The 22,189-nt window shown below is 64.7% G+C and carries 20 protein-coding genes; 7 read left to right on the forward strand and 13 right to left on the reverse strand.

Annotation, left to right across the window (positions count from 1 at the left end; genetic code table 11):
- Nucleotides 1-268: 268 nt before the first annotated feature.
- From H9529_RS09880 to argH, 5 genes are read right to left on the reverse strand one after another with little or no spacing between them, the layout of a single operon-like run.
- Entirely contained in the window at nt 269-2,827 is a 2,559-nt protein-coding gene (locus H9529_RS09880) for a TIGR02302 family protein (RefSeq protein WP_223814126.1), read from the reverse strand.
- 45 nt (nt 2,828-2,872) lie between these two features.
- Nucleotides 2,873-4,138: a diaminopimelate decarboxylase gene (gene lysA, locus H9529_RS09885; protein ID WP_092890107.1), complete on the reverse strand. Its 1,266-nt coding sequence runs from the start codon at nt 4,136-4,138 to the stop codon at nt 2,873-2,875.
- A 38-nt stretch (nt 4,139-4,176) separates the two neighbouring features.
- A complete protein-coding gene (locus H9529_RS09890; protein ID WP_092890110.1) occupies nt 4,177-4,494 on the reverse strand; it encodes a DUF2834 domain-containing protein in 318 nt (105 codons plus the stop codon).
- A 3-nt stretch (nt 4,495-4,497) separates the two neighbouring features.
- Nucleotides 4,498-4,635: a hypothetical protein gene (locus H9529_RS09895; RefSeq protein WP_176847146.1), complete on the reverse strand. Its 138-nt coding sequence runs from the start codon at nt 4,633-4,635 to the stop codon at nt 4,498-4,500.
- Nucleotides 4,632-6,038, reverse strand: a complete 1,407-nt coding sequence (gene argH / locus H9529_RS09900) for an argininosuccinate lyase (RefSeq protein WP_092890114.1) — start codon at nt 6,036-6,038, stop codon at nt 4,632-4,634. The genes H9529_RS09895 and argH overlap by 4 nt, the downstream gene beginning before the upstream one ends.
- A 180-nt stretch (nt 6,039-6,218) precedes the next feature.
- Here argH and H9529_RS09905 point away from each other — a divergent pair, with 180 nt between their 5' ends.
- Entirely contained in the window at nt 6,219-7,073 is an 855-nt protein-coding gene (locus H9529_RS09905) for an EAL domain-containing protein (protein ID WP_092890117.1), read from the forward strand.
- Nucleotides 7,074-7,254: 181 nt separating this feature from the next.
- Here the strand turns inward: H9529_RS09905 and H9529_RS09910 are convergent, their stop codons facing one another.
- Nucleotides 7,255-9,450, reverse strand: a complete 2,196-nt coding sequence (locus H9529_RS09910; protein WP_092890120.1) for a primosomal protein N' — start codon at nt 9,448-9,450, stop codon at nt 7,255-7,257.
- Nucleotides 9,451-9,537: 87 nt separating this feature from the next.
- On the opposite strand from H9529_RS09910, the gene fsa reads away from it, so the two are divergent.
- From fsa to H9529_RS09930, 4 genes are all read left to right on the forward strand, one after another.
- Complete coding sequence (fsa, locus tag H9529_RS09915; RefSeq protein ID WP_092890123.1) at nt 9,538-10,191, forward strand: fructose-6-phosphate aldolase; 654 nt, start codon at nt 9,538-9,540, stop codon at nt 10,189-10,191.
- A gap of 57 nt (nt 10,192-10,248) precedes the next feature.
- Nucleotides 10,249-10,968: a DUF484 family protein gene (locus tag H9529_RS09920; RefSeq protein ID WP_092890126.1), complete on the forward strand. Its 720-nt coding sequence runs from the start codon at nt 10,249-10,251 to the stop codon at nt 10,966-10,968.
- The gene (locus H9529_RS09925) at nt 10,965-11,888 is read left to right on the forward strand and encodes a tyrosine recombinase XerC (RefSeq protein WP_092890129.1); all 924 of its coding nucleotides are present in this window, start codon (nt 10,965-10,967) and stop codon (nt 11,886-11,888) included. The genes H9529_RS09920 and H9529_RS09925 overlap by 4 nt, the downstream gene beginning before the upstream one ends.
- 74 nt (nt 11,889-11,962) lie before the next feature.
- A complete protein-coding gene (locus H9529_RS09930; protein ID WP_092890132.1) occupies nt 11,963-12,838 on the forward strand; it encodes a 3-hydroxybutyryl-CoA dehydrogenase in 876 nt (291 codons plus the stop codon).
- Nucleotides 12,839-12,892: 54 nt separating this feature from the next.
- Here H9529_RS09930 and H9529_RS09935 read toward each other — a convergent pair whose 3' ends face one another.
- From H9529_RS09935 to H9529_RS09960, 6 genes are all read right to left on the reverse strand, one after another.
- Entirely contained in the window at nt 12,893-13,162 is a 270-nt protein-coding gene (locus tag H9529_RS09935) for an HPr family phosphocarrier protein (protein WP_092890135.1), read from the reverse strand.
- A gap of 96 nt (nt 13,163-13,258) precedes the next feature.
- A complete protein-coding gene (locus tag H9529_RS09940; RefSeq protein WP_092890138.1) occupies nt 13,259-13,660 on the reverse strand; it encodes a PTS sugar transporter subunit IIA in 402 nt (133 codons plus the stop codon).
- On the reverse strand, nt 13,657-14,559 hold the full coding sequence (gene rapZ, locus H9529_RS09945; RefSeq protein ID WP_223814127.1) for an RNase adapter RapZ: 903 nt from the start codon (nt 14,557-14,559) through the stop codon (nt 13,657-13,659). Before rapZ ends, H9529_RS09940 begins: the two co-directional genes overlap by 4 nt.
- Nucleotides 14,549-14,950, reverse strand: a complete 402-nt coding sequence (locus H9529_RS09950; RefSeq protein WP_317889617.1) for an HPr kinase/phosphorylase — start codon at nt 14,948-14,950, stop codon at nt 14,549-14,551. Before H9529_RS09950 ends, rapZ begins: the two co-directional genes overlap by 11 nt.
- A 64-nt stretch (nt 14,951-15,014) precedes the next feature.
- Entirely contained in the window at nt 15,015-16,805 is a 1,791-nt protein-coding gene (locus H9529_RS09955; protein WP_092890148.1) for a sensor histidine kinase, read from the reverse strand.
- 12 nt (nt 16,806-16,817) lie between these two features.
- Complete coding sequence (locus H9529_RS09960; protein WP_092890151.1) at nt 16,818-17,519, reverse strand: response regulator transcription factor; 702 nt, start codon at nt 17,517-17,519, stop codon at nt 16,818-16,820.
- A 366-nt stretch (nt 17,520-17,885) separates the two neighbouring features.
- On the opposite strand from H9529_RS09960, the gene H9529_RS09965 reads away from it, so the two are divergent.
- On the forward strand, nt 17,886-19,484 hold the full coding sequence (locus H9529_RS09965; protein ID WP_092890154.1) for a phosphoenolpyruvate carboxykinase: 1,599 nt from the start codon (nt 17,886-17,888) through the stop codon (nt 19,482-19,484).
- A 63-nt stretch (nt 19,485-19,547) separates the two neighbouring features.
- Here H9529_RS09965 and H9529_RS09970 read toward each other — a convergent pair whose 3' ends face one another.
- A complete protein-coding gene (locus tag H9529_RS09970; protein WP_092890571.1) occupies nt 19,548-20,318 on the reverse strand; it encodes a sulfite exporter TauE/SafE family protein in 771 nt (256 codons plus the stop codon).
- 202 nt (nt 20,319-20,520) lie between these two features.
- On the opposite strand from H9529_RS09970, the gene H9529_RS09975 reads away from it, so the two are divergent.
- Nucleotides 20,521-22,188, forward strand: coding sequence for an acyl-CoA dehydrogenase family protein (locus H9529_RS09975; protein ID WP_092890158.1), 1,668 nt, complete (start codon nt 20,521-20,523; stop codon nt 22,186-22,188).
- The last annotated feature ends 1 nt before the right edge of the window (nt 22,189 follow it).

Below are 22,189 nucleotides of genomic sequence, written 5' to 3' on the forward strand. Positions count from 1 at the left end.
TTTTGCGCGCTTTCGCACCGCTTCGGACACCTTGCGATACCGCCTGGGCCGAGGGCGGGATCGCCGGATAGCCGCCCTTTCGCATGGCATTCGCCCCAAGCGCCCAAAGCAAGCTTTCCACCCGCTGCCCGTCACGCGCGCGTGCTCGGTGCTCGTGGGTGCCTGATCTGAACAATGCCCCCATCGCCTGGCCTGCCCGTCGCCTGGCCTGCCCGTCGCCAGATCCGCTTGCGGAGCCATTGACTGCCCCACGCGCACTGGCCCCCGTTCAGAAACGGTCCAGCAGGCGGCGCAGGTAGTCCAGTTCGGCCTCGGGGCGGCCCAGTTCGGCAGAGCGGCGGCGGATTTCGTCCAGAATATCGCGGGCGCGGCGCTGGATGTCGTCGCTTTGCAACATGTCTTGATCGGTCCCGACCTCACCGCTGGCGGTGCTGTCGCGGCCCAGCGGGTCGCGGCCTTCGCTCCGCCCGCCCTCGGCCCGGCCTTCGCCCGCGTCGGCGGCATCGCGGCGGTCCTGCGCCATGGCGCTGTCCATGTCGCGCAGGCCCTGCCGCATGGCTTCCAGCGCCTCGGACTGACGGTCCAGCGCGCCGCTGGTGTCACCGTTGCGCAGGGCCTCTTCAGCGTCGCGCATTGCGCGTTCGGCGCGTTCCAGCGACTGCAACGCAGCCTCGCCCTCGGCGGTGCCTTCGCCCGGCAGCGGTTGCAACTGCTGCTCGCGCAGCATCTCGCGCAGGGCCTGCTGACGCTCGGCCAGATCTCCGGCGGTACCGCCCTGCCCGGTGCGGTCCTGCCCGCCGCCCTGGCCCTGGCCATCCGGGCTGTCGCCATCCTGGCCTTCGCCGTCCTCACCTTCGCCGCTCTGCCCGTCTTCCTGCGGGTCACCGCGGTTGAACTCTTCTTGCAGCTCGCGGAATGTGTCATCCGCCAGATCCTGCTGGTCGCGCAGCGCATCGCCCAGATCCTGCATCGCCCCGGCCCCCGGCTGGCCCTGTCCGCCCTGCCCTTGCCCCTGCCCTTCGGCAACCTGAAGGTTTTCCAGCAGCGCCTGAAGCTGGGCCAGCAGTTGCGCAGCCTCATCCATCCGGCCTTCCTGCATCAGTTCCTGAATGCGGTCCAAAAGCTCCTGAATCTGGTCCTGGGTGATTTCCATCTGCTCACCGTCCGAGGGCTGGGGGTCCCCACGCTCCTGCGGTTGTTCGGCCAGTTGCTGCATGTAGTCGCGCAGCGCCTCGCGCAGTTCGTCCATCAGTTCGGTGATCTCGGACGGATCGGCGCCGTTGCGCACGGCCTCATCCAAGCGTTCCTGCGCGCGCCGCAGGCGTTCGGCGGCGTCAGCCAGTTCGCCGTCTTCCAGCACCACGGCCAGATCCCAGAGCAATTCGGCAATCTGGTCGCGCGCCTCGGGTTCCAGCTGCGCATCGGGGCTGGTGGTCAGGCTGGCTTCCAACACGTCCTGAACCGCGCGGAACCTGGGCGCCAGGTCGTCGCTGCGAAACACCTCATCGGGGCGGTGGCTGACCGCGCGCATTACCTGCACGACGCGGGGGGCGTTTTCCACGTTCCACAACAGATCGCGCCGCATCTCGATCACCGCCGCCGCCATCGGCTCGAAGAACCGCCGCCCGGGCAGCACAACCTGCACCGCGCCCGAGGTGCCGGTCTGGTCGCGCGCATCCATGGCGGTCATGTGCAGCGTCACCGGCAGATTGGCCCAGGGGTGCTGCGAGAAATCGTCGATCAGGCTTTCCGTCACATCCGCGCGCGAGCCCGAGACCGGCAGCGGCAACGGGATTTCCACCGCCGCGCGACCCTCGGGCGGCAGCGACAGGCCATAGCGGCGGTCGACCCGGTCCAGATCCAGCGCGATGCGGGCAACGCCGTCGGTCACGCCGTAATCATCGTTCGCGGTGAAGTCCTGCCGCATCGTACCGCCGCGTTCGCGCTGCATCGCGCCTGCCAGCGCCACGCTGGGCGGCTGATCGGGCAGCACAGTAACTTCCCATTCGCGCCCGGCAGGCCCCCGGATCGACAGGCGGCCCGATTGCAGAACCTCGAATTCCTGCGCGGTATCGGCGGGGTCGGCACCTTCGCGGCCCGAAACCCCCTCGGACAGCGTCATCACCCCCGCCTGGCCATAGAACCGCGTGGTGACAAGGCTGCCTTGCGGGATTTCCAGCGCGGCGCGGTCAATTTCGTTCAGGTACAGGCTGGGCCGCCCGGTGTAGGGCGGCGGCTGCACCCATGCCTCCCAACTGGGGCCCAGCGCGACGGCCTCGGCCCGGCCGGACAGCTGCGCGATCTGCGGCAGTTCCGCCACGCGGCCCGGCGCACCGAACAAAACCGCCAGCACCACCCCCGTCAGCGCGGCATAGCGCAACGCAAACGGGTCGAAACGGGCCAGCTTCAGGTCGGGGACCACCGCCCGGGCGCGGGCAAGCTGCGCGGCCATGCGGCGCAAATGCGCCTGCCAGACCTGCGCGGATGCCGGGTCCGCCGTCCCCACCGCCTGACTGTCGGCGAGCGCCGACAGGGGCCGCCCGGGCATCGAGGCATCGAGCCTGCGCAGCGCATCGCCGCGCGTCGGCCAATCGAAACGGTAGACGCCCATGAACAGCGCCACCAGCAGCGCCACCGCGAAACCCAGTGCCAGAACCGTTGCAATGCCGGGCGACACCGCATCCTGCACACCCAGCCCCAATGCTGCGGCAAACAGCAAGACCAGCGTCCAGACCGGCCAGAACGTGCGAAAGAACTGTTCCGCCAGCATGCCCGCCCATGTCCGGCGCAGCGCATTTCTGATCGGTTCCGGGGTGTGTCGCATCATCCGCAGTGCTGCCTTACCTGTGGTCGCCCCGCCCTATCGGGTGGACTACATCCAAGGGGGCAAGGTATCGCGGTTTATGATCTCGTCAAAGGTCGGACGTGGCCGGATGACCGCGAAGTGATCGCCCTTGACCAAAACCTCGGGGATCAGCGGGCGTGTGTTGTATTCCGAGCTCATCACCGCGCCATAGGCCCCGGCCGACCGGAAGGCGATCAGATCGCCCGCGCCCACGGGCGGCATGTGGCGTTGCCGGGCGAAGGTATCGCCCGATTCGCAAACTGGCCCCACGATATCGAAGGGGTATTGTTCCGCCCCCGGCACGGGTTCGATCACCGGGATGATGTCGTGATGCGCGCCATACATCGCCGGGCGGATCAGATCGTTCATCGCGGCATCGAGGATCAGGAAATCCCGCCCCTCGCCTTGCTTGAGGTAAATCACCTGCGCCACCAGAATGCCCGCATTGCCCGAGATCAGCCGACCGGGTTCGATCTCGATCTCGACCTCCAGATCGCCCAAGGTGCGCTGAATCATCGCGCCATAATCCAGCGGCAGCGGCGGCGCCTCATTGCCCCGAGTGTAGGGAATCCCCAGGCCTCCGCCCAGATCCAGCCGGGTGATGCGGTGACCATCAGCGCGCAATTGCCGCGTGAGGTCTGCAATTTTCAGATACGCGGCCTCGAACGGGGCGAGGTCGGTCAACTGGCTGCCGATATGCACGTCGATGCCGATGACCTCGATCCCCGGCAATTTCGCGGCCTGCGCATAGATGTCGCGCGCGCGCGTGATCGGCACGCCGAACTTGTCTTCCTTGCGGCCCGTGGCGATTTTCTCGTGCGTCTTTGCATCGACATCCGGGTTCACGCGCAGGGTGATGGGGGCCGTCACCCCCAGCCCGCTGGCGACTTCGGACAGGGCCAGCAACTCGGGCTCGGATTCGACGTTGAACTGCCGGATGCCGCCGGTCAGCGCCAGATGCATCTCATCGCGCGTCTTGCCGACGCCGGAAAACACGATGCGGTTGCCCGGCACGCCGGCGGCACGCGCGCGACGGTACTCACCGCCCGACACCACATCCATTCCCGCGCCCAGATCGGCCAGAATGCGCAGCACCGCCTGATTGCTGTTGGATTTCATCGCGAAACAGATGAGGTGGTCCATCCCAGCCAGCGCTTCCTGGAACAGCGTGAAATGCCGGGTCAGGGTCGCGGTGGAATAGACGTAGAACGGGGTGCCGACCTGTTCGGCGATGTCGTGCAACGGCACATCCTCGGCGTGCAACTGGCCGTTGCGATACAGAAAGTGATCCATGGGGGCGCTTTGCTGACTGAAAGGGATTTGAAGCGGGCTTAAGCGGGCTGGCGCGTGCGCAAGAACAGGTACAGCGGCAGGCCGCAAGACACCCCGATGCAGAAGGTCGCGGGAATAGCGATCAGCGCGGTCCAGTTGCGCCGTGCCCAGACCTCGGCCAGGATCCAGACCGTCAGCGCGATGGCCGCAATCGTCAGATCCCAGGTCAGGCCGGTGGTCGAGGCATTGACATACCACGCGTCAATCAGCCCCGACAGGCCGGTGCCGGTTTCCCGCATGTAGCTGACAAACCAGTACATAGGGTGGATGGCGCCCCAGACAGCCAGCGCCAGATAGATCATTCGCAAGGGGGACATCGCCTAAAGCTCCTTCACCACGCCCAGCCGCATTTCGCCCGACACACTGACACCAGGGGTGGCATCGGGCGCCTGCGGCGGGCCGTCAACGCCGCAAGCGGCAAGGGCCAGCACGGCCATCAGACAAGCGATGCGTTTCATCCCAGATCTTCCTTCCCCAGACGGGCCGTCCAGCGTGCCACCTGTTCGCGGACATTGCGCGGTGCGGTGCCACCATAACTTACCCTGCTATCAACCGAGTTTTGCACACCCAGCACGTCAAAGACAGCCCCCGTAATGTCGCCATGGACCGAACGCATGTCGGCCAGCGTCAGGTCGGGCAGGTCGCACCCCTTGTCCTCGGCCAGCTTCACAAGGCTGCCGGTGACGTGATGCGCCTCGCGGAACGGCAGGTTCAGCGTCCGCACCAGCCAATCGGCCAGATCCGTCGCGGTGGAAAAGCCCGAGGCCGCAGCCGCGCGCAACGCGGGCACCTGCGCGGTCATGTCGCGCACCATCCCCTCCATCGCGGCCAAGGCCAGCATCAGCGTGTCGGCGGCGTCAAAGACCTGTTCCTTGTCTTCTTGCATGTCCTTGGAATAGGTCAGCGGCAGCCCCTTCATCACGGTCAGCAGCGCGACATTCGCCCCCATGATCCGCCCCAGCTTGGCGCGCAGCAGTTCCGCCGCATCGGGGTTGCGCTTTTGCGGCATGATGGACGACCCGGTCGTCCAGCGATCCGACAGCCGCACAAACCGGAACTGCGCCGATGACCAGATCACCAATTCTTCGGCAAAACGCGACAGGTGCATTGCACAGATGCTGCTGGCCGACAGGAATTCCAACGCGAAATCGCGGTCCGATACGGAATCGAGCGAATTCGCCGTGGGCCGGTCAAAGCCCAGCGCCTGTGCCGTGGCCGCGCGGTCGATGGCGAAGGAGGTTCCTGCCAGCGCCGCCGCGCCCAGCGGGCATTCGTTCATCCGCGCACGCGCATCTTGAAACCGCGACAGATCGCGGCCCAGCATCTCGGCATAGGCCAGCATATGATGGCCCCATGTCACTGGCTGCGCGGTTTGCAGATGGGTGAAGCCCGGCATCACCCAATCGGCCCCCGCGTCTGCCTGCGCGACAAAGGCTGCGATCAAGGCACGCAGCCCTTCAATCGCCGCATCGCATTGATCGCGCACCCACATGCGGAAATCCAGCGCCACCTGATCGTTGCGCGACCGCGCGGTGTGCAGGCGGCCTGCGGGCGCGCCGATGATCTCGGTCAGCCGGGCCTCGACATTCATGTGGATGTCTTCCAATGCGGCCGAAAACGGGAAGCCCCCCGCCGCAATTTCCTGGGCAACCTGTTGCAGGCCCGTGTCGATCGCGGCGGCGTCTTGCGCGGTGATGATGCCCTGCGCGGCCAGCATCGCGGCATGCGCCCGGCTGCCCGCGATGTCCTGCGGCGCCATGCGCTGGTCATAGCTGATCGAGGCATTGATCGCCGTCATGATCGCGTCAACGCCTTCCTCAAAGCGCCCGCCCCACATCGCATTCGCTGATTTGCCGGTCATCGAGGTTCCTTTCCGCCAGTTCGGCGCCAGCTATACGCGGTGCGCCGCGCTGGCGCAATCGGGCGCGGGCAAGGGCTGCCACGCCGCGAAAATAGAGCTAATTGTAGCAACTTCCTGCAATTTAACGGCGATTTAACCAGCAAGGTGGCATGTCTGACGGGGTACACAAAGGGGCCACTCATGCTGCACGATTCCCAAACGCACCACGCGGACCAATGTCCCAACTGTGACAGCCCGCTGACGGCAGCGGCCTTTGCCGCGCGCGCCGATGCGCTGGACATGGTGCGGGACGCGATACGGAACAAATCGGTGCTGCTGGCGTTTCAGCCCGTCGTGCAGGCCCGGCTGACCAAACGCCCGGCGTTCTATGAAGGGCTGATCCGCGTCCTGGACGCGACCGGCAAGGTGATTCCGGCGCGCGACTTCATGCCGTTTGTGGAAACCAACGAACTGGGGCGGCAGATCGACTGCATCTCGCTGGAACTGGGGCTGGCAACACTGGCGCAGGAACCCGGGTTGCGGCTGTCCATCAACATGTCTGCCCGTTCCATCGGCTATCCGGCCTGGCTTGCGACGCTGGAACGCGGCCTGCGCACCAACCCCGAAATCGCCGAGCGTCTGATTCTGGAAATCACCGAATCCTCGGCCATTATGATGCCCGATCTTGTGACCGCCTTCATGCATGAGATGCAGGAACGCGGCATCTGCTTTGCGCTGGACGATTTCGGCGCGGGCTACACGGCCTTCCGCTACCTGAAGGAATTCTACTTCGACATCATCAAGATCGACGGACAGTTCATCCGCGGCATTCACAAGTCCCCTGACAATCAGGTGCTGGCCCAGGCGCTGGTGTCCATCGCGCGGCATTTCGATATGTTCACCGTCGCCGAATGTGTGGAGACTGCGGAAGATGCCCGCTATCTGGTCGAAATCGGCGTGGATTGTCTGCAAGGCTATTATTTCGGGGCGCCCCGGACCCAACCCGCCTGGCGCGAAAAGCGCAGCGACAAGATCATGTCGGGGCAACGCGGCTGAAGGCCGACAGGTAGCCGCCTTCGGGGCCGCGCCCCCGCCGGATGCTTCGCAAAACTCAGCGCGGGCAAACGGCCCCGCTGACCTGACCTGACCTGACCTGACCTGACCTGACCTGACCTGACCTGACCTGACCTGACCTGACCTGACCTGACCTGACCTGACCTGACCTGACCCAGAAACCTCAGTAAAAGCTCTGCGGGTCAATATCTATCGCCAGCCGCAGGTTGGTCGGCGGTTTGATCTGCGCCACCCAGGCCGCCAGCGCGGATTGCAACGCAACGGTCCTTGGTGCCTTCACCAGCAACCGCACCCGATGCCGCCCCCGGATGCGCGCCACCGGGGCAGGCGCCGGGCCGTACAGCTGCGCGCCGATCCGGCGCAGCGGCGCATCCGCCCGCGCCAGCGCCGTGCCATGGGCAAAGACCGCATCCAGATCCGGCCCCGACAGGATGATCCCGGCCATCCGACCGAAGGGCGGCACCTGCGCGGCCTCCCGCTCTGCCGCCTCGGCCTGCCAGAACGCCTCATCATCGCCCGCCAGAATCGCCCGGATCACCGGATGGTCGGGCTGCGCGGTCTGCAACAGCGCCACCCCCGGCTTTTCCGCCCGGCCTGCCCGCCCGGCCACTTGGCGGATCAACTGAAATGTCCGCTCTGCCGCGCGCAGGTCGGACCCTTGCAGGCCAAGGTCCGAATCGATCACCCCGACCAGTGTCAGATGCGGAAAGTTGTGCCCCTTTGCCACCAGCTGCGTGCCGATGATGATATCCGCCCCACCCTGCGCGATGCTTTCAATCTGCGCCTTCAGCGCCCGCGCCGACCCGAACAGGTCCGACGACAGCACCGCAAGCCGCGCCTCGGGGAACAGCGCCACGGCTTCTTCGGCCAACCGTTCTACCCCCGGGCCGACCGCCGCCATCTTGTCAGCAACGCCGCACGATGGGCAGACCACCGGCATCGGCTTTGTCGCGCCGCATTGGTGGCACATCAGCCGCTTCTGGAAGCGATGTTCGACCATGCGCGCGTCGCAATCGTCGCACCCCACCTGCTGCCCGCAGGCCCGGCAGACCGTGACCGGCGCATACCCGCGCCGGTTCAGAAACAACAGCGCCTGTTCGCCGCGCGCCAGCGTCTGCGTCACCGCCGTCACCAGGCTGGGCGAGATCCAGCGGTTTGAAGGCAACACCTCGGACCGCAGATCAATCGTGCGCATCTGGGGCAATTCCTGCGGGCCAAAGCGCGCGGTCAGATCCAGCCGCGTGTACTTCCCCGCCCGCGCATTCACCCAGCTTTCCAGACTGGGCGTGGCTGACGCCAGCACCACCTGCGCGCCGCACAGGTTAGCCCGCAACACCGCCATGTCCCGCGCATTATAAAGCACGCCGTCTTCTTGCTTGTACGAGGTGTCGTGTTCCTCATCCACCACGATCAGCCCGAGGTTTTGATAGGGCAAGAACAGCGCCGACCGCGCGCCCACCACGAATTGCGCATCCCCCTGTCCCACCATGCGCCAGCAGCGGCGGCGCTCGGTCATCGTCACGCCGGAATGCCATTCGGCCGGGCGCGCGCCGAACCGCGCCTCGACCCGGGCCAGAAACTCGGCCGTCAGGGCGATTTCGGGCAACAGCACCAACGCCTGCCGTCCGCGCGCCAGGCATTCGGCGACAGCGTCCAGATACACCTCGGTCTTGCCCGACCCTGTGACGCCCTTCAGCAGCGTGGTGCCATAGGTGCCTGACGCCACCGCCGCGCGCAGACTGGCCGCCGCCGCGGCCTGATCGCCCGACAGTTCCGGCCCCGGCAGGGCCGGGTTCAGATATGGATAGGGGGTGTCGCGCGGCGTATCGTGTTCCACCAGCGCGCCAGATTTCACCAGCCCGCCGATCACCGCATTCGACACACCCGCCGCCTGCGCCAGTTCCCCCGGCGTGACCGCCGCACCGCCATAGGACGCCATGGCATCCATGACGCGCAGGCGTGCATCGGTCATGCGCGCGGGCTCTGCCCCGCCGATCTGCAGCACCTTGCGCATCGCCGGGCCGTCGCCCAGCCCCGGCGCGCGGGTGGCCAGCCGCAGCATCGCGGGCAGCGGCGTCAACGTATACTCCGACACCCGGATCAGAAAGGCGCGCATGGCATCGGTCATCGGTGCGGCATCCAGCACCCGGTTGACCATGCGCAGCTTTTCCAGCGGCAACCCGCTTTCGCCCGGCCCCCAGACCACGCCCAGCACGCGGCGCGGGCCCAGCGGCACCTCGACAAAGGCGCCGCTCCATGCCCCGCCCTCGGGCGCACGATAATCAAGCACCCCGCCCAAAGGTTGGGTGGTCAGCACGCCCAGCGGCGTGCCTTCGGCATAAAACGGCTGGTCTGACATGGTTCGCGCGGTCCATTTGGGCTTTAAGCCCTGCGTCTGCTAGGGTATGACGCGGGCAACCCCAGCCTGCAACCCAAAGAGGTCCTTATGAAATTCTTTGTCGATACCGCAGATGTCGCGGCAATCCGTGAACTCAACGAATTGGGCATGGTGGACGGCGTTACCACCAACCCGTCGATCATCCTGAAAGCCGGGCGCGACATTCTGGAAGTTACCAAGGAAATCTGCGACATCGTCGATGGTCCGGTATCCTCCGAAGTGGTTGCCACCACCGCCGACGCCATGATCGCCGAGGGGCGCAAACTGGCCGCGATCGCGCCCAACATCGCCGTCAAACTGCCGTTGACCTGGGACGGGCTTAAGGCCTGCAAGGTATTGTCGGGCGAAGGCAAGATGGTCAACGTCACATTGTGCTTCAGCGCCAACCAGGCCCTGCTGGCCGCCAAGGCCGGCGCCACCTTCATCTCGCCCTTCATCGGGCGGCTGGATGACATCAACATGGACGGGCTGGACCTGATCCAGGACATCCGCATCATCTATGACAACTATGGCTTTGAAACCCAGATCCTCGCAGCCTCGATCCGCACGGTGAACCATGTCACCGACGTGGCGCGGATCGGCGCCGATGTGATGACCGCCCCGCCCGAGGTGATCCGCAAACTGGTCTCGCACCCGCTGACCGATGCGGGCCTGGCAACATTTTTGAAGGACTGGGAAAAAACAGGTCAGAAAATCCTGTAACCTGCGTTATAGTCGGCCCAAATAAATAAAAACCGAAGCAGTATCGGGGCAGTGACAATGACAATCGGGACGGCCAAATCGGCCAGCTATGAAGACGACCTGCGCGCCCGGATCGTGGCCGATCCGGGGCTGGTGCTGGATGATCCACAGATCATGCGCGCGCTGGTCAAGGCGTCGGAAAGCGCGATGGGCGGCAATGTCGTCGATCTGCGTGGCATGGCGATGGAACGGCAAGAGGCACGGCTGGCGCGGTTGGAGGAAACCCATCGCGCCGTCATCGCCGCCGCCTATGAGAATATGTCGAGCACCAATCAGGTGCACCGCGCCATCATGGCACTGCTGGAACCCGACGTGTTCGAGAAATTCCTGCAGGTGCTGGACCAGGAGGTGACGACGATCCTGCGCGTCGATTGCCTCCGCATGGTGCTGGAAAGCGGCGATGCCGAACGGGAGACCGGCGTTGAACAGATGTCGGGCGTGCTGCGCGTCGTGGAACCGGGCTTTGTCGCGTCCTACATGGCGCATGGCCGCAGCCAGCCGCCGCGCCAGATCGTGCTCCGTCAAACCCTGCCGCCGACGCCCCGTCTCTATGGCGCGCGGCTGGGCGACATGCGGTCCGAAGCGGTGCTGCGCCTGGATCTCGGGGCCGGGCGCATGGCGGGAATGCTGACCATGGCCTGCGCCGACCCATTGGTATTCAAACCCGGGCAAGGCACTGACTTACTGGCATTTTTTGCGGGCGTGTTTGAACGCAGCATGCGCCGCTGGTTGTCGTGACCCTGTCGCTGTCGCCCGCCCTGCGCGATGCGCTGGAACGGTGGCTGGCAGAACGGCGCGGGCTGGATGGCGCGGCCGAAAACACCATCGCCGCCTACCAGACCGATGTTGCCGGGTTCCTTGGCTTCATCGCCCGGCATCTGGGCGGCGCGGCGGGGGTGGACCAGATCGCCGGGCTGACACAATCCGACCTGCGCGCCTGGATGGCGCATGAACGCGGGCGCGGCGTTGCGGCCCGGTCGCTTGCCCGGGCGCTGTCGGCGGTCCGGCAATTCGTGCGCTGGCTGGCCCCCCGGCACGGGTTTGATGCCACCGTCGTTCTGTCTGCCCGCAGCCCGAAATATCAGCGCAAACTGCCCCGCCCGCTGAGTACCGATGCTGCCCGCGATGTGCTGGACGGGGTGGCGGAACACGGCCAGCAACCCTGGGTCGCCGCGCGCGACACCGCCGTGGTTACGCTGATGTACGGCTGCGGCCTGCGCGTGTCCGAGGCCCTGTCGCTGACCGGGCGCGACGCCGCGCCGGGGCAGGTGCTGCGCATCACCGGCAAGGGCGGGCGCGAACGCATCGTGCCGGTGCTGCCCGCCGCCGCCCGCGCGATTGCCGCCTATACCCGCCATTGCCCGCATGAGCTTTCTGCCGCTGACCCGCTGTTTCGCGGCGTACGCGGCGGCCCCCTCAGCCGGCGCGAGGTTGCCAAGGTGATGGAGCGCACGCGCCTGTCACTGGGCCTGCCCGCCAGCGCCACACCGCACGCCCTGCGCCATTCCTTCGCCACGCATCTGTTGAACGCGGGCGGCGACCTGCGCGCCATTCAGGAACTGCTGGGCCATGCCTCGCTGCAATCGACGCAGGTCTATACCGCCGTCGATACCGCGCGGCTGATGCAGGTCTATAATGCGGCCCATCCCCGCGCCTGAGCGCCCTTGCCCCTTGCACGCGCCTTTGGCAGGGGCATATGGTCAGGCAAAAGATCGAACACAGGGGACATATCATGGAAGTCAGCAATGTGGGCGTCGTGGGCGCAGGGCAGATGGGCAGTGGCATCGCGCATGTCTTTGCCATCGCCGGGTATGACGTGCTTCTGACCGACATCTCCGCCGACGCCCTCGCCAATGCCGTGGCCCTGATCGACAAGAACCTGACCCGGCAGGTCAGCCGCGAAAAGATCAGCCAGGAAGGCAAGGACGCCGCCATCGCGCGGATCAGAACCACCACCACCCTGTCCGACCTTGGCCCATGTGACCTGATCATCGAGGCCGCCACCGAACGCGAGACGGTGAAACAGGCGATCTTTGAAGACCTGCTGCCGCATATCAAGCCCGAAACCATCCTGACATCGAACACCTCGTCGATCTCGATCACCCGTCTGGCCAGCCGCACCGACCGGCCCGAGAAATTCATGGGCTTCCATTTCATGAACCCCGTGCCGGTGATGCAGCTTGTCGAGCTGATCCGCGGCATCGCGACGGATGAGCCGACATACAGAACCCTGCTGGGCGTCGTTGAAAAGCTGGGAAAAACCGCCGCCAGCGCCGAGGATTTCCCCGCCTTCATCGTCAACCGCATCCTGATGCCCATGATCAACGAGGCAGTCTATACCCTGTACGAGGGGGTTGGATCGGTCAAATCAATCGACGAATCCCTGAAACTGGGGGCAAATCACCCCATGGGTCCACTGGAACTGGCCGATTTTATCGGGCTGGATACCTGCCTTGCCATCATGAACGTCCTGCATGACGGGCTGGCCGACACCAAATACCGCCCCTGCCCGCTGCTGACCAAATATGTCGAAGCCGGGTGGCTGGGCCGCAAGACCCAGCGCGGGTTCTACGACTACCGGGGCGACGTGCCGGTGCCCACGCGCTGAACGGGTGCTGAACCCTGCCGGGGCGCGAAACCGTTCCAGATCGCGCCTCGCCGGTCAGAACTCTTCGCCGAAACGGTTCGCCACCAGCTCTTGCAACGCATCGGCCAGTTCGCGGGCCTGCGTGCCGCTGGTGCGGACGTTGATCGAGGTGCCGCGCGACGCGGCCAGCATCAAAAGGCCCATGATCGAATCGCCTGCCACGCTCATCCCGTCCTTTTCGACCTCGGCGATGGCGTCGAATCTCTCGACCACTTCAACGAATTTGGCCGACGCCCGCGCATGCAGCCCCTTTTCATTGATGATTTTCAGTTCCTGCACCGTCATTCTCCCCCCATGGCTTGCAGCGCGGATATCGGCAGCGCCCCCGGCTACAGCCCGTTTGTGACACACCAAAAGCCCAACGATCTAATATGAAGTGTCTCAGGTCGGCGCCCCCCCCCCGACTTCGATGCTGTTGATATATTTGCGCCCCGCTTCCAGCGCCAATGCGACGGCCTGCGCCACCGGCAGGCGGCGCGATTTCGCCAGCTTGATCAGCATGGGCAGGTTCGCGCCATAAATGATCCGGCGGTTGGGCGCGCGGCAGGCGGGCAGCGACAGGTTCGACGGCGATCCGCCGAACATGTCCGTCACCACGACCACGCCATAACCGCGGTCGACCTCTTCGGCGGCTTCGCTGATTTCGGCCTGTTTCTCGGCGCGGCTGTGGTCGTATTCGATCGAGACGGCGCGAATGCCCACCTGCTTGCCCACCACATGCTCGACCGCGGCAAGATATTCGCGCGCCAGCCCGCCATGTGCAACGATCACGACCCCAATCACGCGCGCGGTTCCGTCTGTCCGGCGGGCGACAGGCCGGCGCGCCGCTCCAACTCGCGGTGCCGCACCGCGACAGGCCAACCCTGTTCGGCCAGCCGGTCGCACATCGCCTCGGCCAGAAACACCGAACGGTGCTGGCCGCCGGTACAGCCGAAAGCCACGGTCAGGCTGCTTTTCCCCTCTTCGATGAATGCAGGCAGCAGGCTTTCGATCAGCGCGCTGACCTGCGCGAAGAACGCCGCATACCTGGGATCGTCGGCGATATAACCCGCCACCGTTGCGTTCTGCCCGGTCAGGCGACGCAGATCGTCCGACCAATGCGGATTGCGCAGAAACCGGCAGTCAAACATCATGTCCACCCCGCGCGGCACCCCGCGCTTGTAGGAGAACGACTGCACCGACACCGTCATCCGCGTGCCGGTGGACGTGCCGAACCGCGCGCCGATCTCGGCCTTCAACTGGTGCGGCGTCAGGTCCGACGTGTCGATCAGCACATCCGCCCGCGCCCGGATCGGCACCAGCAGATCAATTTCATGCGCAATCCCGGCCTCGGGCGGCCCCGAAGGGCTAAGCGGATGGCGGCGGCGCGTTTCCGAATACCGCCGGATCAGCACATCGGGATGACAGTCGAAATACACCAGTTCCAGGTCGATGCGGGGGTCATCGGTCAGCTTGTCGATCAGCCGTTCAAACCCCGCCGCACTGAAATCCCGGGTGCGCGTGTCGATGCCCAGCACCAGCGGCCCGGGCAACGGCGCGCCCTCCAGCAGGCGCGGAATCAGTGACAGCGGCAGGTTGTCGATCGCCTCAAACCCCAGATCTTCCAGCGCGTTGATGGCCGTCGACCGCCCGGCCCCCGCGGGGCCGGTCACGAAAACCAGCGTCTGATGGTCATGGCCCAAGTGGATGCTCCTGTCCCGGCTGCCAAGCTGTACCGGCAGTTAACATATATTGCCAGACCGCCGCAGGGAAACCAACCGTTTCAGCTTTGTGCAATAGCGGTATCGCATGGGGGCCCAACAGGTGCCAGCGGGCGGGCGGCAGGCGGGCGTCTTCGACCCTCCCCATGTCCACCACCAGACGCACCGGGGCCTGCGCGCACGGTACCGCGCGCAAGATACCGACGCCACGCGCCTCGATCTGGCCTGCGATGGCTTCCGGCGCGCTGGCGGTCACATCGGTATCGGTTATGCGCAATATTGTGCGATCGTCCGCGACCAGTTGCGCGCCGTGGGACATCAGCATCAGGGCCAGCGTGCTTTTGCCCGCCCCCGACGGCCCCAGGATCAGCACCGCCCCCGCACCCTGTGCCCCCGGGCACGCAACGCAAGAGGCATGCACAATCACCGCGCGCCGCTCAGATCGGCAGACCGACGACAAACCGAGAGCCCAGCGGCGGCGAATCCTCGGCGGCATCGAGCGGCCGGATATTCTCGGCCCAGATCACGCCGTTGTGCGCCTCGACGATCTGCTTGGAAATCGCCAGCCCCAGCCCCGAATGGTTGCCGAACTGCGCCTCGGGGCGTTCGGAATAGAACCGCTTGAACACCTTCGTCAGCGCCTGATCGGGGATACCCGGCCCAGTGTCCTCGACCACGATCAGCACGCGGTTGTCGTTCTTGCGCGCCCAGATGCGCACGGCATCGCCGTCCTCGCAAAACGAAATCGCATTGGTAATCAGGTTGACGAACACCTGCGCCAGCCGTGCCTCCAACCCCGAAATCAAGATCGGCTCGGCGGGCAGCGCCTTGATGAAATCGACCCCGCGCGCCGCGGCTTCCTGCGACAGATGCTCGGACAGGTTGTCCAGCGTCTTGAGCAGATCGAAAGTCTCTTCATCCTCTTTCACCAACTCGCTGTCGAGGCGCGAGGCATTTGACGTATCCGAGACCAGCCGGTCCAGCCGCCGGACATCATGCTCGATCACATCCAGCAGCCGGTTGATCTGTTCAGGCTTCTTGGCCATGCGCAGCGTTCCCACGGCAGACCGCAGCGACGCCAGCGGGTTCTTGATCTCATGCGATACGTCGGCTGCGAATTGTTCATTCGCGTCGATCCGGTCATAGAGCGCCGAAACCATGCCCCGCATCGCCATCGACAGGCGCCCGATCTCATCGGGCCGGCCGGTCAGGTCAGGGATGCGCACGCGCCCCGGGTTCACCTTACGCGCATCCTTGTCACGGCCCAGTTCGGCAGCCGTGGCCAGATCGGCCAACGGATTGGCAATGGTCGACGCCAGCACGAAACTCAGCCCCACGGACACGATCAGCGCGATCAGGAACATTTGCAGCACCTGCTCACGCTCATTGCGCAGCATCTGGTCGATGTCGCGCGCCTCGACCAGCAGCGCCACGACACCCGCCACCGGCCCCTCGCCCGGGGGGGCCGCGTCGAACACCGGCGCGGCGACGGCGAACCACATGCCGCTATCGGGCATGCGCACCACGCGGCTGTCGGAATAGCCGGCCATCGCCCGCGCGTGCAGCGTCGGGATTAGCGTATCAAACGACGTATCGCCGCGGTTTATCAGGCGCGCGCCGGTAATATAGCTCAGCCCGGACCACACGGCCTCCAGGAAATCGCTGATGACCGTGGTGCTGGACTCGGACGTTCCCGCATCAGTGGGGGCGGAACTGCGCGCGGCGACGCCCAGCTTGCGCAAAAGCACCCCGCCCGACCCGTCCAGAAGCAGCACTTCGGTCCGGGGCGTCAGCGTCAGATTGTCGATGAAACCCGCGCGCTCGGCCAATGACGCCTGGCCCGGCGGTGTTCCAGCCCCCGCGCCATCCGGCGTCCCGGCCCCCGCGCCGTCCGGCACCCCGACGCCCGTCCCATCAGGCCCCCGCGCCGATCCCAGCATGTCCGCGATCAGTTCCGCCTGCGTGATCAGCGTCAATTGTTGCTGGCGCACCAGACTGTCTCGAAACGGGTTGGTGAACAATACGCCCGCGATCAGCAGTACCAGCGCCAGCATGTTGAACAGCACGATCTTCCGCGCCAGCGGGGAGGAATAGATGCTGAAAATCCCCCGGCGTTCCCGCCGGATGCGCACCTCGGTCTCGACCGAGCTGTTCGGCCGAACCCAGTCATCCCCCAGGACAACGTCGGCCCTGGGTGACGAAAAATCTGTGCTCACAGCACCCCCCATAGACAAGATAGTCTACGCCTCGTTGTACTTGTAACCGATGCCGTACAGCGTCTCGATGGACGAGAATTCGTCGTCAACCATGCGCATCTTCTTGCGCAAGCGCTTGATATGGCTGTCGATCGTGCGATCGTCGACATAAACCTGATCGTCGTAGGCCACATCCATCAACTGGTCGCGGCTCTTGACGAAGCCCGGGCGCTGCGCCAGCGCTTGCAGCAGCAAGAACTCTGTCACGGTCAGTGACACATCATTGCCCTTCCACTTCACCGAATGGCGCAGCGGGTCCATTTCCAGGTTGCCGCGCAGCATGATCTTGGTCTCTTCGGTCGATCCGACCTCATCGGTTTCCACGGCCTGCTTGCGCCGCAGAAGCGACCGGATACGCTCGACCAGCAGACGCTGCGAGAATGGCTTTTTCACATAATCATCCGCGCCCATGCGCAGGCCCAGCACTTCGTCGATCTCATCATCTTTCGACGTCAGGAAGATCACCGGCATCTGGGTTTTCTGGCGCAGGCGTTGCAGCAGTTCCATCCCGTCCATGCGGGGCATTTTCATGTCCAGAACCGCCATGTCAGGCATCTTGCGGTTGAACGCGTCCAGCGCCGACTGGCCGTCGTTATAGGTTTCAACCTCAAAGCCTTCGGCTTCCAGGCAGATGGACACGGATGTCAGGATATTCCTGTCATCGTCCACAAGCGCGATCTTGGACATTGGTGGATCCTTGCTGCTGCTCTGTTGTTATATATGGGATTGAACGCCGCACCCATGCCTTATTTTTGCCATATTTTACCCGATCCCCTGAAATATTCAACCAGATAGTGGGTTGACGCAGGTTTTCGACCCGAATCGCATCACCATGCCCACCTGCGCAACAACTGCAAACATATTGAGTATTACTATTCCGTTTATTTCAGCGTGGTTGCGCTAACTACGGACCATACCCTATTCCTCCGTCAAATTGCCATGTTATAGCCGCCTTGCCGGTCACTCATGCGTCCGGACGGGGGGTGCCTGAACCTTGCACCAATTGTTCACCTTGAAATCGCCTGATGCAGGCGGGCGGTAAGGAGCAGACGAATGACAGGAACCAGAGTTAACCCCAAATTCCTCTTGAAAGATCAAGGCATTGAGGGGGTAGCGGCTGCGTATTACAACCAGACCGAACCCGCATTGGTGCAAGCCGCCCTGATGCGCGGCGAAGGCACGCTGGGCCGTGGCGGGGCCTTCCTGGTGTCCACCGGCAGCCACACCGGCCGGTCGCCCAAGGATAAATTCGTCGTCCGCACCCCCGGGGTGGAAGACAGCATCTGGTGGGAAAACAACGCGCCCATGACGCCCGAAGCCTTCGACACGCTCTATACCGACATGATCGCCCATATGGCCGGGAACGAATACTTCGTTCAGGATCTGTTCGGCGGCGCCGACCCCGAACACCGGCTGGACGTGCGCGTTGTGACCGAACTCGCCTGGCACGGCCTGTTCATCCGCCACATGCTGCGCCGCCCCGAGGCATCCGAGCTTGCCGCCTTCGTGCCGGAATACACCATCATCAACTGCCCGTCCTTCACCGCCGACCCAGCCCGTCACGGCTGCCGGACCGGCACTGTAATCACGATGAACTTCGAGCGTAAGCTGATCTTGATCGGTGGCACCGCCTATGCGGGCGAGAACAAGAAGTCCGTCTTCACCTTGCTGAACTACCTGCTGCCCGCGAAAGGCATCATGCCGATGCATTGCTCGGCCAACCATGCGGTGGACAACCCCGATGACGCGGCGGTGTTCTTCGGCCTGTCGGGCACCGGCAAGACCACGCTGTCCGCCGACCCCGCCCGCGTGCTGGTGGGCGACGATGAACATGGCTGGTCCGACAACGGCATCTTCAACTTTGAGGGGGGATGCTACGCCAAGACCATCAACCTCAACCCCGAGGCCGAACCCGAAATCTACGCCACCACGTCGCGCTTCGCCTCGGTCGTGGAAAACATGGTGTTCGACCCCGACACGCTGGAGCTGGATTTTGAGGATGACAGCCTGACAGCCAACACCCGCGTCGCCTACCCGCTGGACGCAATCTCCAACGCGTCCGACACCTCGCTGGCCGGTTTCCCCAAGAACATCATCATGCTGACCTGCGATGCCTTTGGCGTGCTGCCGCCCATCGCGCGGCTGACCCCGGCACAGGCGATGTATCACTTCCTTTCGGGCTTCACCTCGAAGGTCGCGGGCACTGAACAGGGCGTGACGGAACCGCAGCCCACATTCTCGACCTGCTTCGGCGCGCCCTTCATGCCCCGCAGGCCAGAGGCTTATGGCAAGCTGCTTCAAGCGAAGATCGCCAAGCACGGCGCCACGTGCTGGCTGGTCAACACCGGCTGGACCGGCGGCGCCTATGGCACCGGCACGCGCATGCCGATCAAGGCCACCCGCGCCCTGCTGACCGCCGCACTGGACGGCTCGCTGAACGACGCCACGTTCCGCCGCGACCCCAACTTCGGGTTCGAAGTGCCGGTGGCCGTGTCCGATGTGGCCGATGTCTTGCTGGACCCGCGCCGCACCTGGGCCGAAGCCGAGGCCTATGACGCCCAGGCGGCCAAACTGGTCGCCATGTTCGCCGATAACTTCGCACAATATGTGCCCTACATTGATGACGACGTGAAATCCGCCGCCATCGGCTGAACATCAATGCCCGGCTGTTGGATCAGCCGGGCAAAATCGTTCTGGCGCCAACGCGCGCACCCCTCACCCAAAGAACGCGCGCCGCAGCAGGTTCAACCCGGTCAGCGACAGCAGCACCAGCGTCCACCAGCGGAAGCGTTCCGCATCCAACCGGTCCTGGATCGCATAGCCGATCCACAGCCCCAGCATCGCGGGCACCACCAGCGCCAGCGAAAATGCTCCGCTGACCCGGTCCACCACGCCTGATTGCAGGTGCGCGCCCAGCAGCACCACCGCCCCGATCAGGAACACCACGCCCTGCACCCGCACCATCTCGCGCTTTTCCGCACCGATGGACAGCAGGTACACCAGCACCGGCGGGCCCCAGACGCCCGACACGCCGCCGTACAGCCCGCCGATCACCCCGGAAATCCATTCCGCCCGGTGCCGGTTTTCCAGCTTCACGCGCAGATTGACCTTCATCAGTTGCAAGACCGCGAAGGCCACGATCGGCCCGCCCAAAAGGCCCAGCATCACCCGTTGCGGGATATAGGGCAGCATCTGCGCCGAGATCACGATGAACAGAATGATCGCCCCGATCATCCGCCAGTATTGCTGTACCGATGCCCATGCCGCCGCCGCCCCCTGCCGGAAGGCCTGCGATACATTGGTGACCACCGTCGGCACGATCAGCCCGGCCAGCGCCAGCTCGATTGGCATGAAACTGCCAAAGGCCGAGATCATGATCATCGGCATGGCGAAACCCACCGCGCCCTTGACCACGCCCGAAACCAGCGTCACGCCCAATGCCAGCGCAAAGGCCCACAGCGGCAACCCGCCCGCAATATACTCCATTTTCATCCTCAACCGTCTGAATTCAGTTTTATCTGAAGGCGTTGTAAACAGGTTAACGACCCCGCGCCCAGCGGAAATTACCTGCGACACTTTCGGCAATATTATTGATGTCTTTTGAATTTTTCTTGCGCACCCGCAGCAAAAGCCCTATCTCATGCTGCAACTGCGAAATGCCGCGCCGACGCTAGAGAGGAATCGCCCGATGCCCCATGATGGTCAACAGATGCCCACGGTGCTTTTGCCCAACCTGACCGCGCTGACTGGCGCCACGCTGCCCGCACTCGGCGCGCTGCTCGACGCTGCGACCGCCGCGCTGCGCACCCGCCTTGCGCCCGGCGGCAAGCTTGATGCAACCGCGCTGGAGGCCGATCAATACGCCGCCCATGGCCTTGCATGGCTGGCCACCTATGTCGAAAGCCTGCGCCAGATGCAGGGCTGGGCCGAACGCCTGCACGCCACCGGCGCCTTCGCCGAGATGGAGGCGCTGATCCACCAGATCGCTTTTGGCGAATACCTCAGCCAGATCATCGGCGGCATTCCGATGAACCAGGGCGAGATCCTGCGCCTGCGCGACATGGGGCTGGATGCCGCCACGCTGGACCATCCTGCCATCGCCACACTGACGCAGACCGGCAACACCAGCGCCGCGCGCACCCGGTTGGTAGAGCTGATGCGCGAAAACCATGGTCGCGCCACCTTCGGCGATACCGGGCTGGATGATGAACTCAACATGATCCGCGACCAGTTCCGCCGCTATGCCGAAGATGCGGTGACGCCCCATGCCCATGAATGGCACCTGAAGGATGACCTCATCCCGATGACGATCATCGAACAACTGGGCGAAATGGGCGTCTTCGGCCTGACGATCCCGGAGGAATTCGGCGGTCTTGGCATGTCGAAGGAATCCATGGTGGTGGTGTCCGAAGAACTGTCGCGCGGCTATATCGGCGTCGGTTCGCTGGCCACCCGCACCGAGATCGCGGCAGAACTGATCCTGTGCGGCGGGACTCAGGCCCAAAAGGAACACTGGCTGCCGAAACTGGCATCCGGGGAGACCCTGCCCACCGCCGTTTTCACCGAACCCAACACCGGGTCGGACCTCGGCGCGCTGCGCACCCGCGCGGTCAAGGACGGCGCGGAATATGCCATCACCGGCAACAAGACATGGATCACCCATGCCGCGCGCACCCATGTCATGACCCTCTTGGCCCGCACCGACCCCGCCACCACCGACTACCGCGGCCTGTCGATGTTTCTGGCTGAAAAAGAACCCGGCACCGATGCTGTCCCCTTCCCCACACCGGGCATGACGGGCGGCGAGATCGAGGTCCTGGGCTATCGCGGCATGAAGGAATATGAACTGGCCTTCGACGGTTTCGCGGTGAAATCCGAAAACCTGTTGGGCGGCGTTGCGGGGCAGGGCTTCAAGCAATTGATGCAAACCTTCGAATCCGCCCGCATCCAGACCGCCGCGCGCGCCGTGGGCGTGGCGCAGAATGCGCTGGAAGTGTCCATGCAATACGCGCTGGACCGCAAGCAGTTCGGCAAATCCCTGATCGAATTCCCCCGGGTTTCGGCCAAACTGGCCATGATGGCGGTGGAAATCATGATCGCGCGCCAACTGACCTACTTCAGCGCGCGCGAGAAAGACGCCGAACGCCGCTGCGACCTGGAGGCAGGGATGGCGAAGCTGCTGGGCGCCCGCGTGGCATGGGCCGCCGCCGACAACGGCTTGCAGATCCACGGCGGCAACGGCTTCGCGCTGGAATACCAGATCAGCCGCATCCTGTGCGACGCACGCATCCTGAACATCTTTGAAGGGGCCGCCGAAATTCAGGCGCAGGTCATCGCCCGCCGTCTGCTGGCATAAC

The sequence above is a fragment of the Roseicitreum antarcticum genome (assembly GCF_014681765.1).
In the GTDB taxonomy this organism is placed as follows: domain Bacteria; phylum Pseudomonadota; class Alphaproteobacteria; order Rhodobacterales; family Rhodobacteraceae; genus Roseicitreum; species Roseicitreum antarcticum.

Excerpts from the sequence above, each read along its gene's own strand:
- H9529_RS09880 (WP_223814126.1), bottom strand. The coding sequence starts at position 2,827 with ATGATGCGACACACCCCGGAACCGATCAGAAATGCGCTGCGCCGGACA.
- lysA (WP_092890107.1), bottom strand. The coding sequence starts at position 4,138 with ATGGATCACTTTCTGTATCGCAACGGCCAGTTGCACGCCGAGGATGTG.
- H9529_RS09890 (WP_092890110.1), bottom strand. The coding sequence starts at position 4,494 with ATGTCCCCCTTGCGAATGATCTATCTGGCGCTGGCTGTCTGGGGCGCC.
- H9529_RS09895 (WP_176847146.1), bottom strand. The coding sequence starts at position 4,635 with ATGAAACGCATCGCTTGTCTGATGGCCGTGCTGGCCCTTGCCGCTTGC.
- argH (WP_092890114.1), bottom strand. The coding sequence starts at position 6,038 with ATGACCGGCAAATCAGCGAATGCGATGTGGGGCGGGCGCTTTGAGGAA.
- H9529_RS09905 (WP_092890117.1), top strand. The coding sequence starts at position 6,219 with ATGCTGCACGATTCCCAAACGCACCACGCGGACCAATGTCCCAACTGT.
- H9529_RS09910 (WP_092890120.1), bottom strand. The coding sequence starts at position 9,450 with ATGTCAGACCAGCCGTTTTATGCCGAAGGCACGCCGCTGGGCGTGCTG.
- fsa (WP_092890123.1), top strand. The coding sequence starts at position 9,538 with ATGAAATTCTTTGTCGATACCGCAGATGTCGCGGCAATCCGTGAACTC.
- H9529_RS09920 (WP_092890126.1), top strand. The coding sequence starts at position 10,249 with ATGACAATCGGGACGGCCAAATCGGCCAGCTATGAAGACGACCTGCGC.
- H9529_RS09930 (WP_092890132.1), top strand. The coding sequence starts at position 11,963 with ATGGAAGTCAGCAATGTGGGCGTCGTGGGCGCAGGGCAGATGGGCAGT.
- H9529_RS09935 (WP_092890135.1), bottom strand. The coding sequence starts at position 13,162 with ATGACGGTGCAGGAACTGAAAATCATCAATGAAAAGGGGCTGCATGCG.
- H9529_RS09955 (WP_092890148.1), bottom strand. The coding sequence starts at position 16,805 with ATGGGGGGTGCTGTGAGCACAGATTTTTCGTCACCCAGGGCCGACGTT.
- H9529_RS09960 (WP_092890151.1), bottom strand. The coding sequence starts at position 17,519 with ATGTCCAAGATCGCGCTTGTGGACGATGACAGGAATATCCTGACATCC.
- H9529_RS09965 (WP_092890154.1), top strand. The coding sequence starts at position 17,886 with ATGACAGGAACCAGAGTTAACCCCAAATTCCTCTTGAAAGATCAAGGC.
- H9529_RS09970 (WP_092890571.1), bottom strand. The coding sequence starts at position 20,318 with ATGGAGTATATTGCGGGCGGGTTGCCGCTGTGGGCCTTTGCGCTGGCA.
- H9529_RS09975 (WP_092890158.1), top strand. The coding sequence starts at position 20,521 with ATGCCCCATGATGGTCAACAGATGCCCACGGTGCTTTTGCCCAACCTG.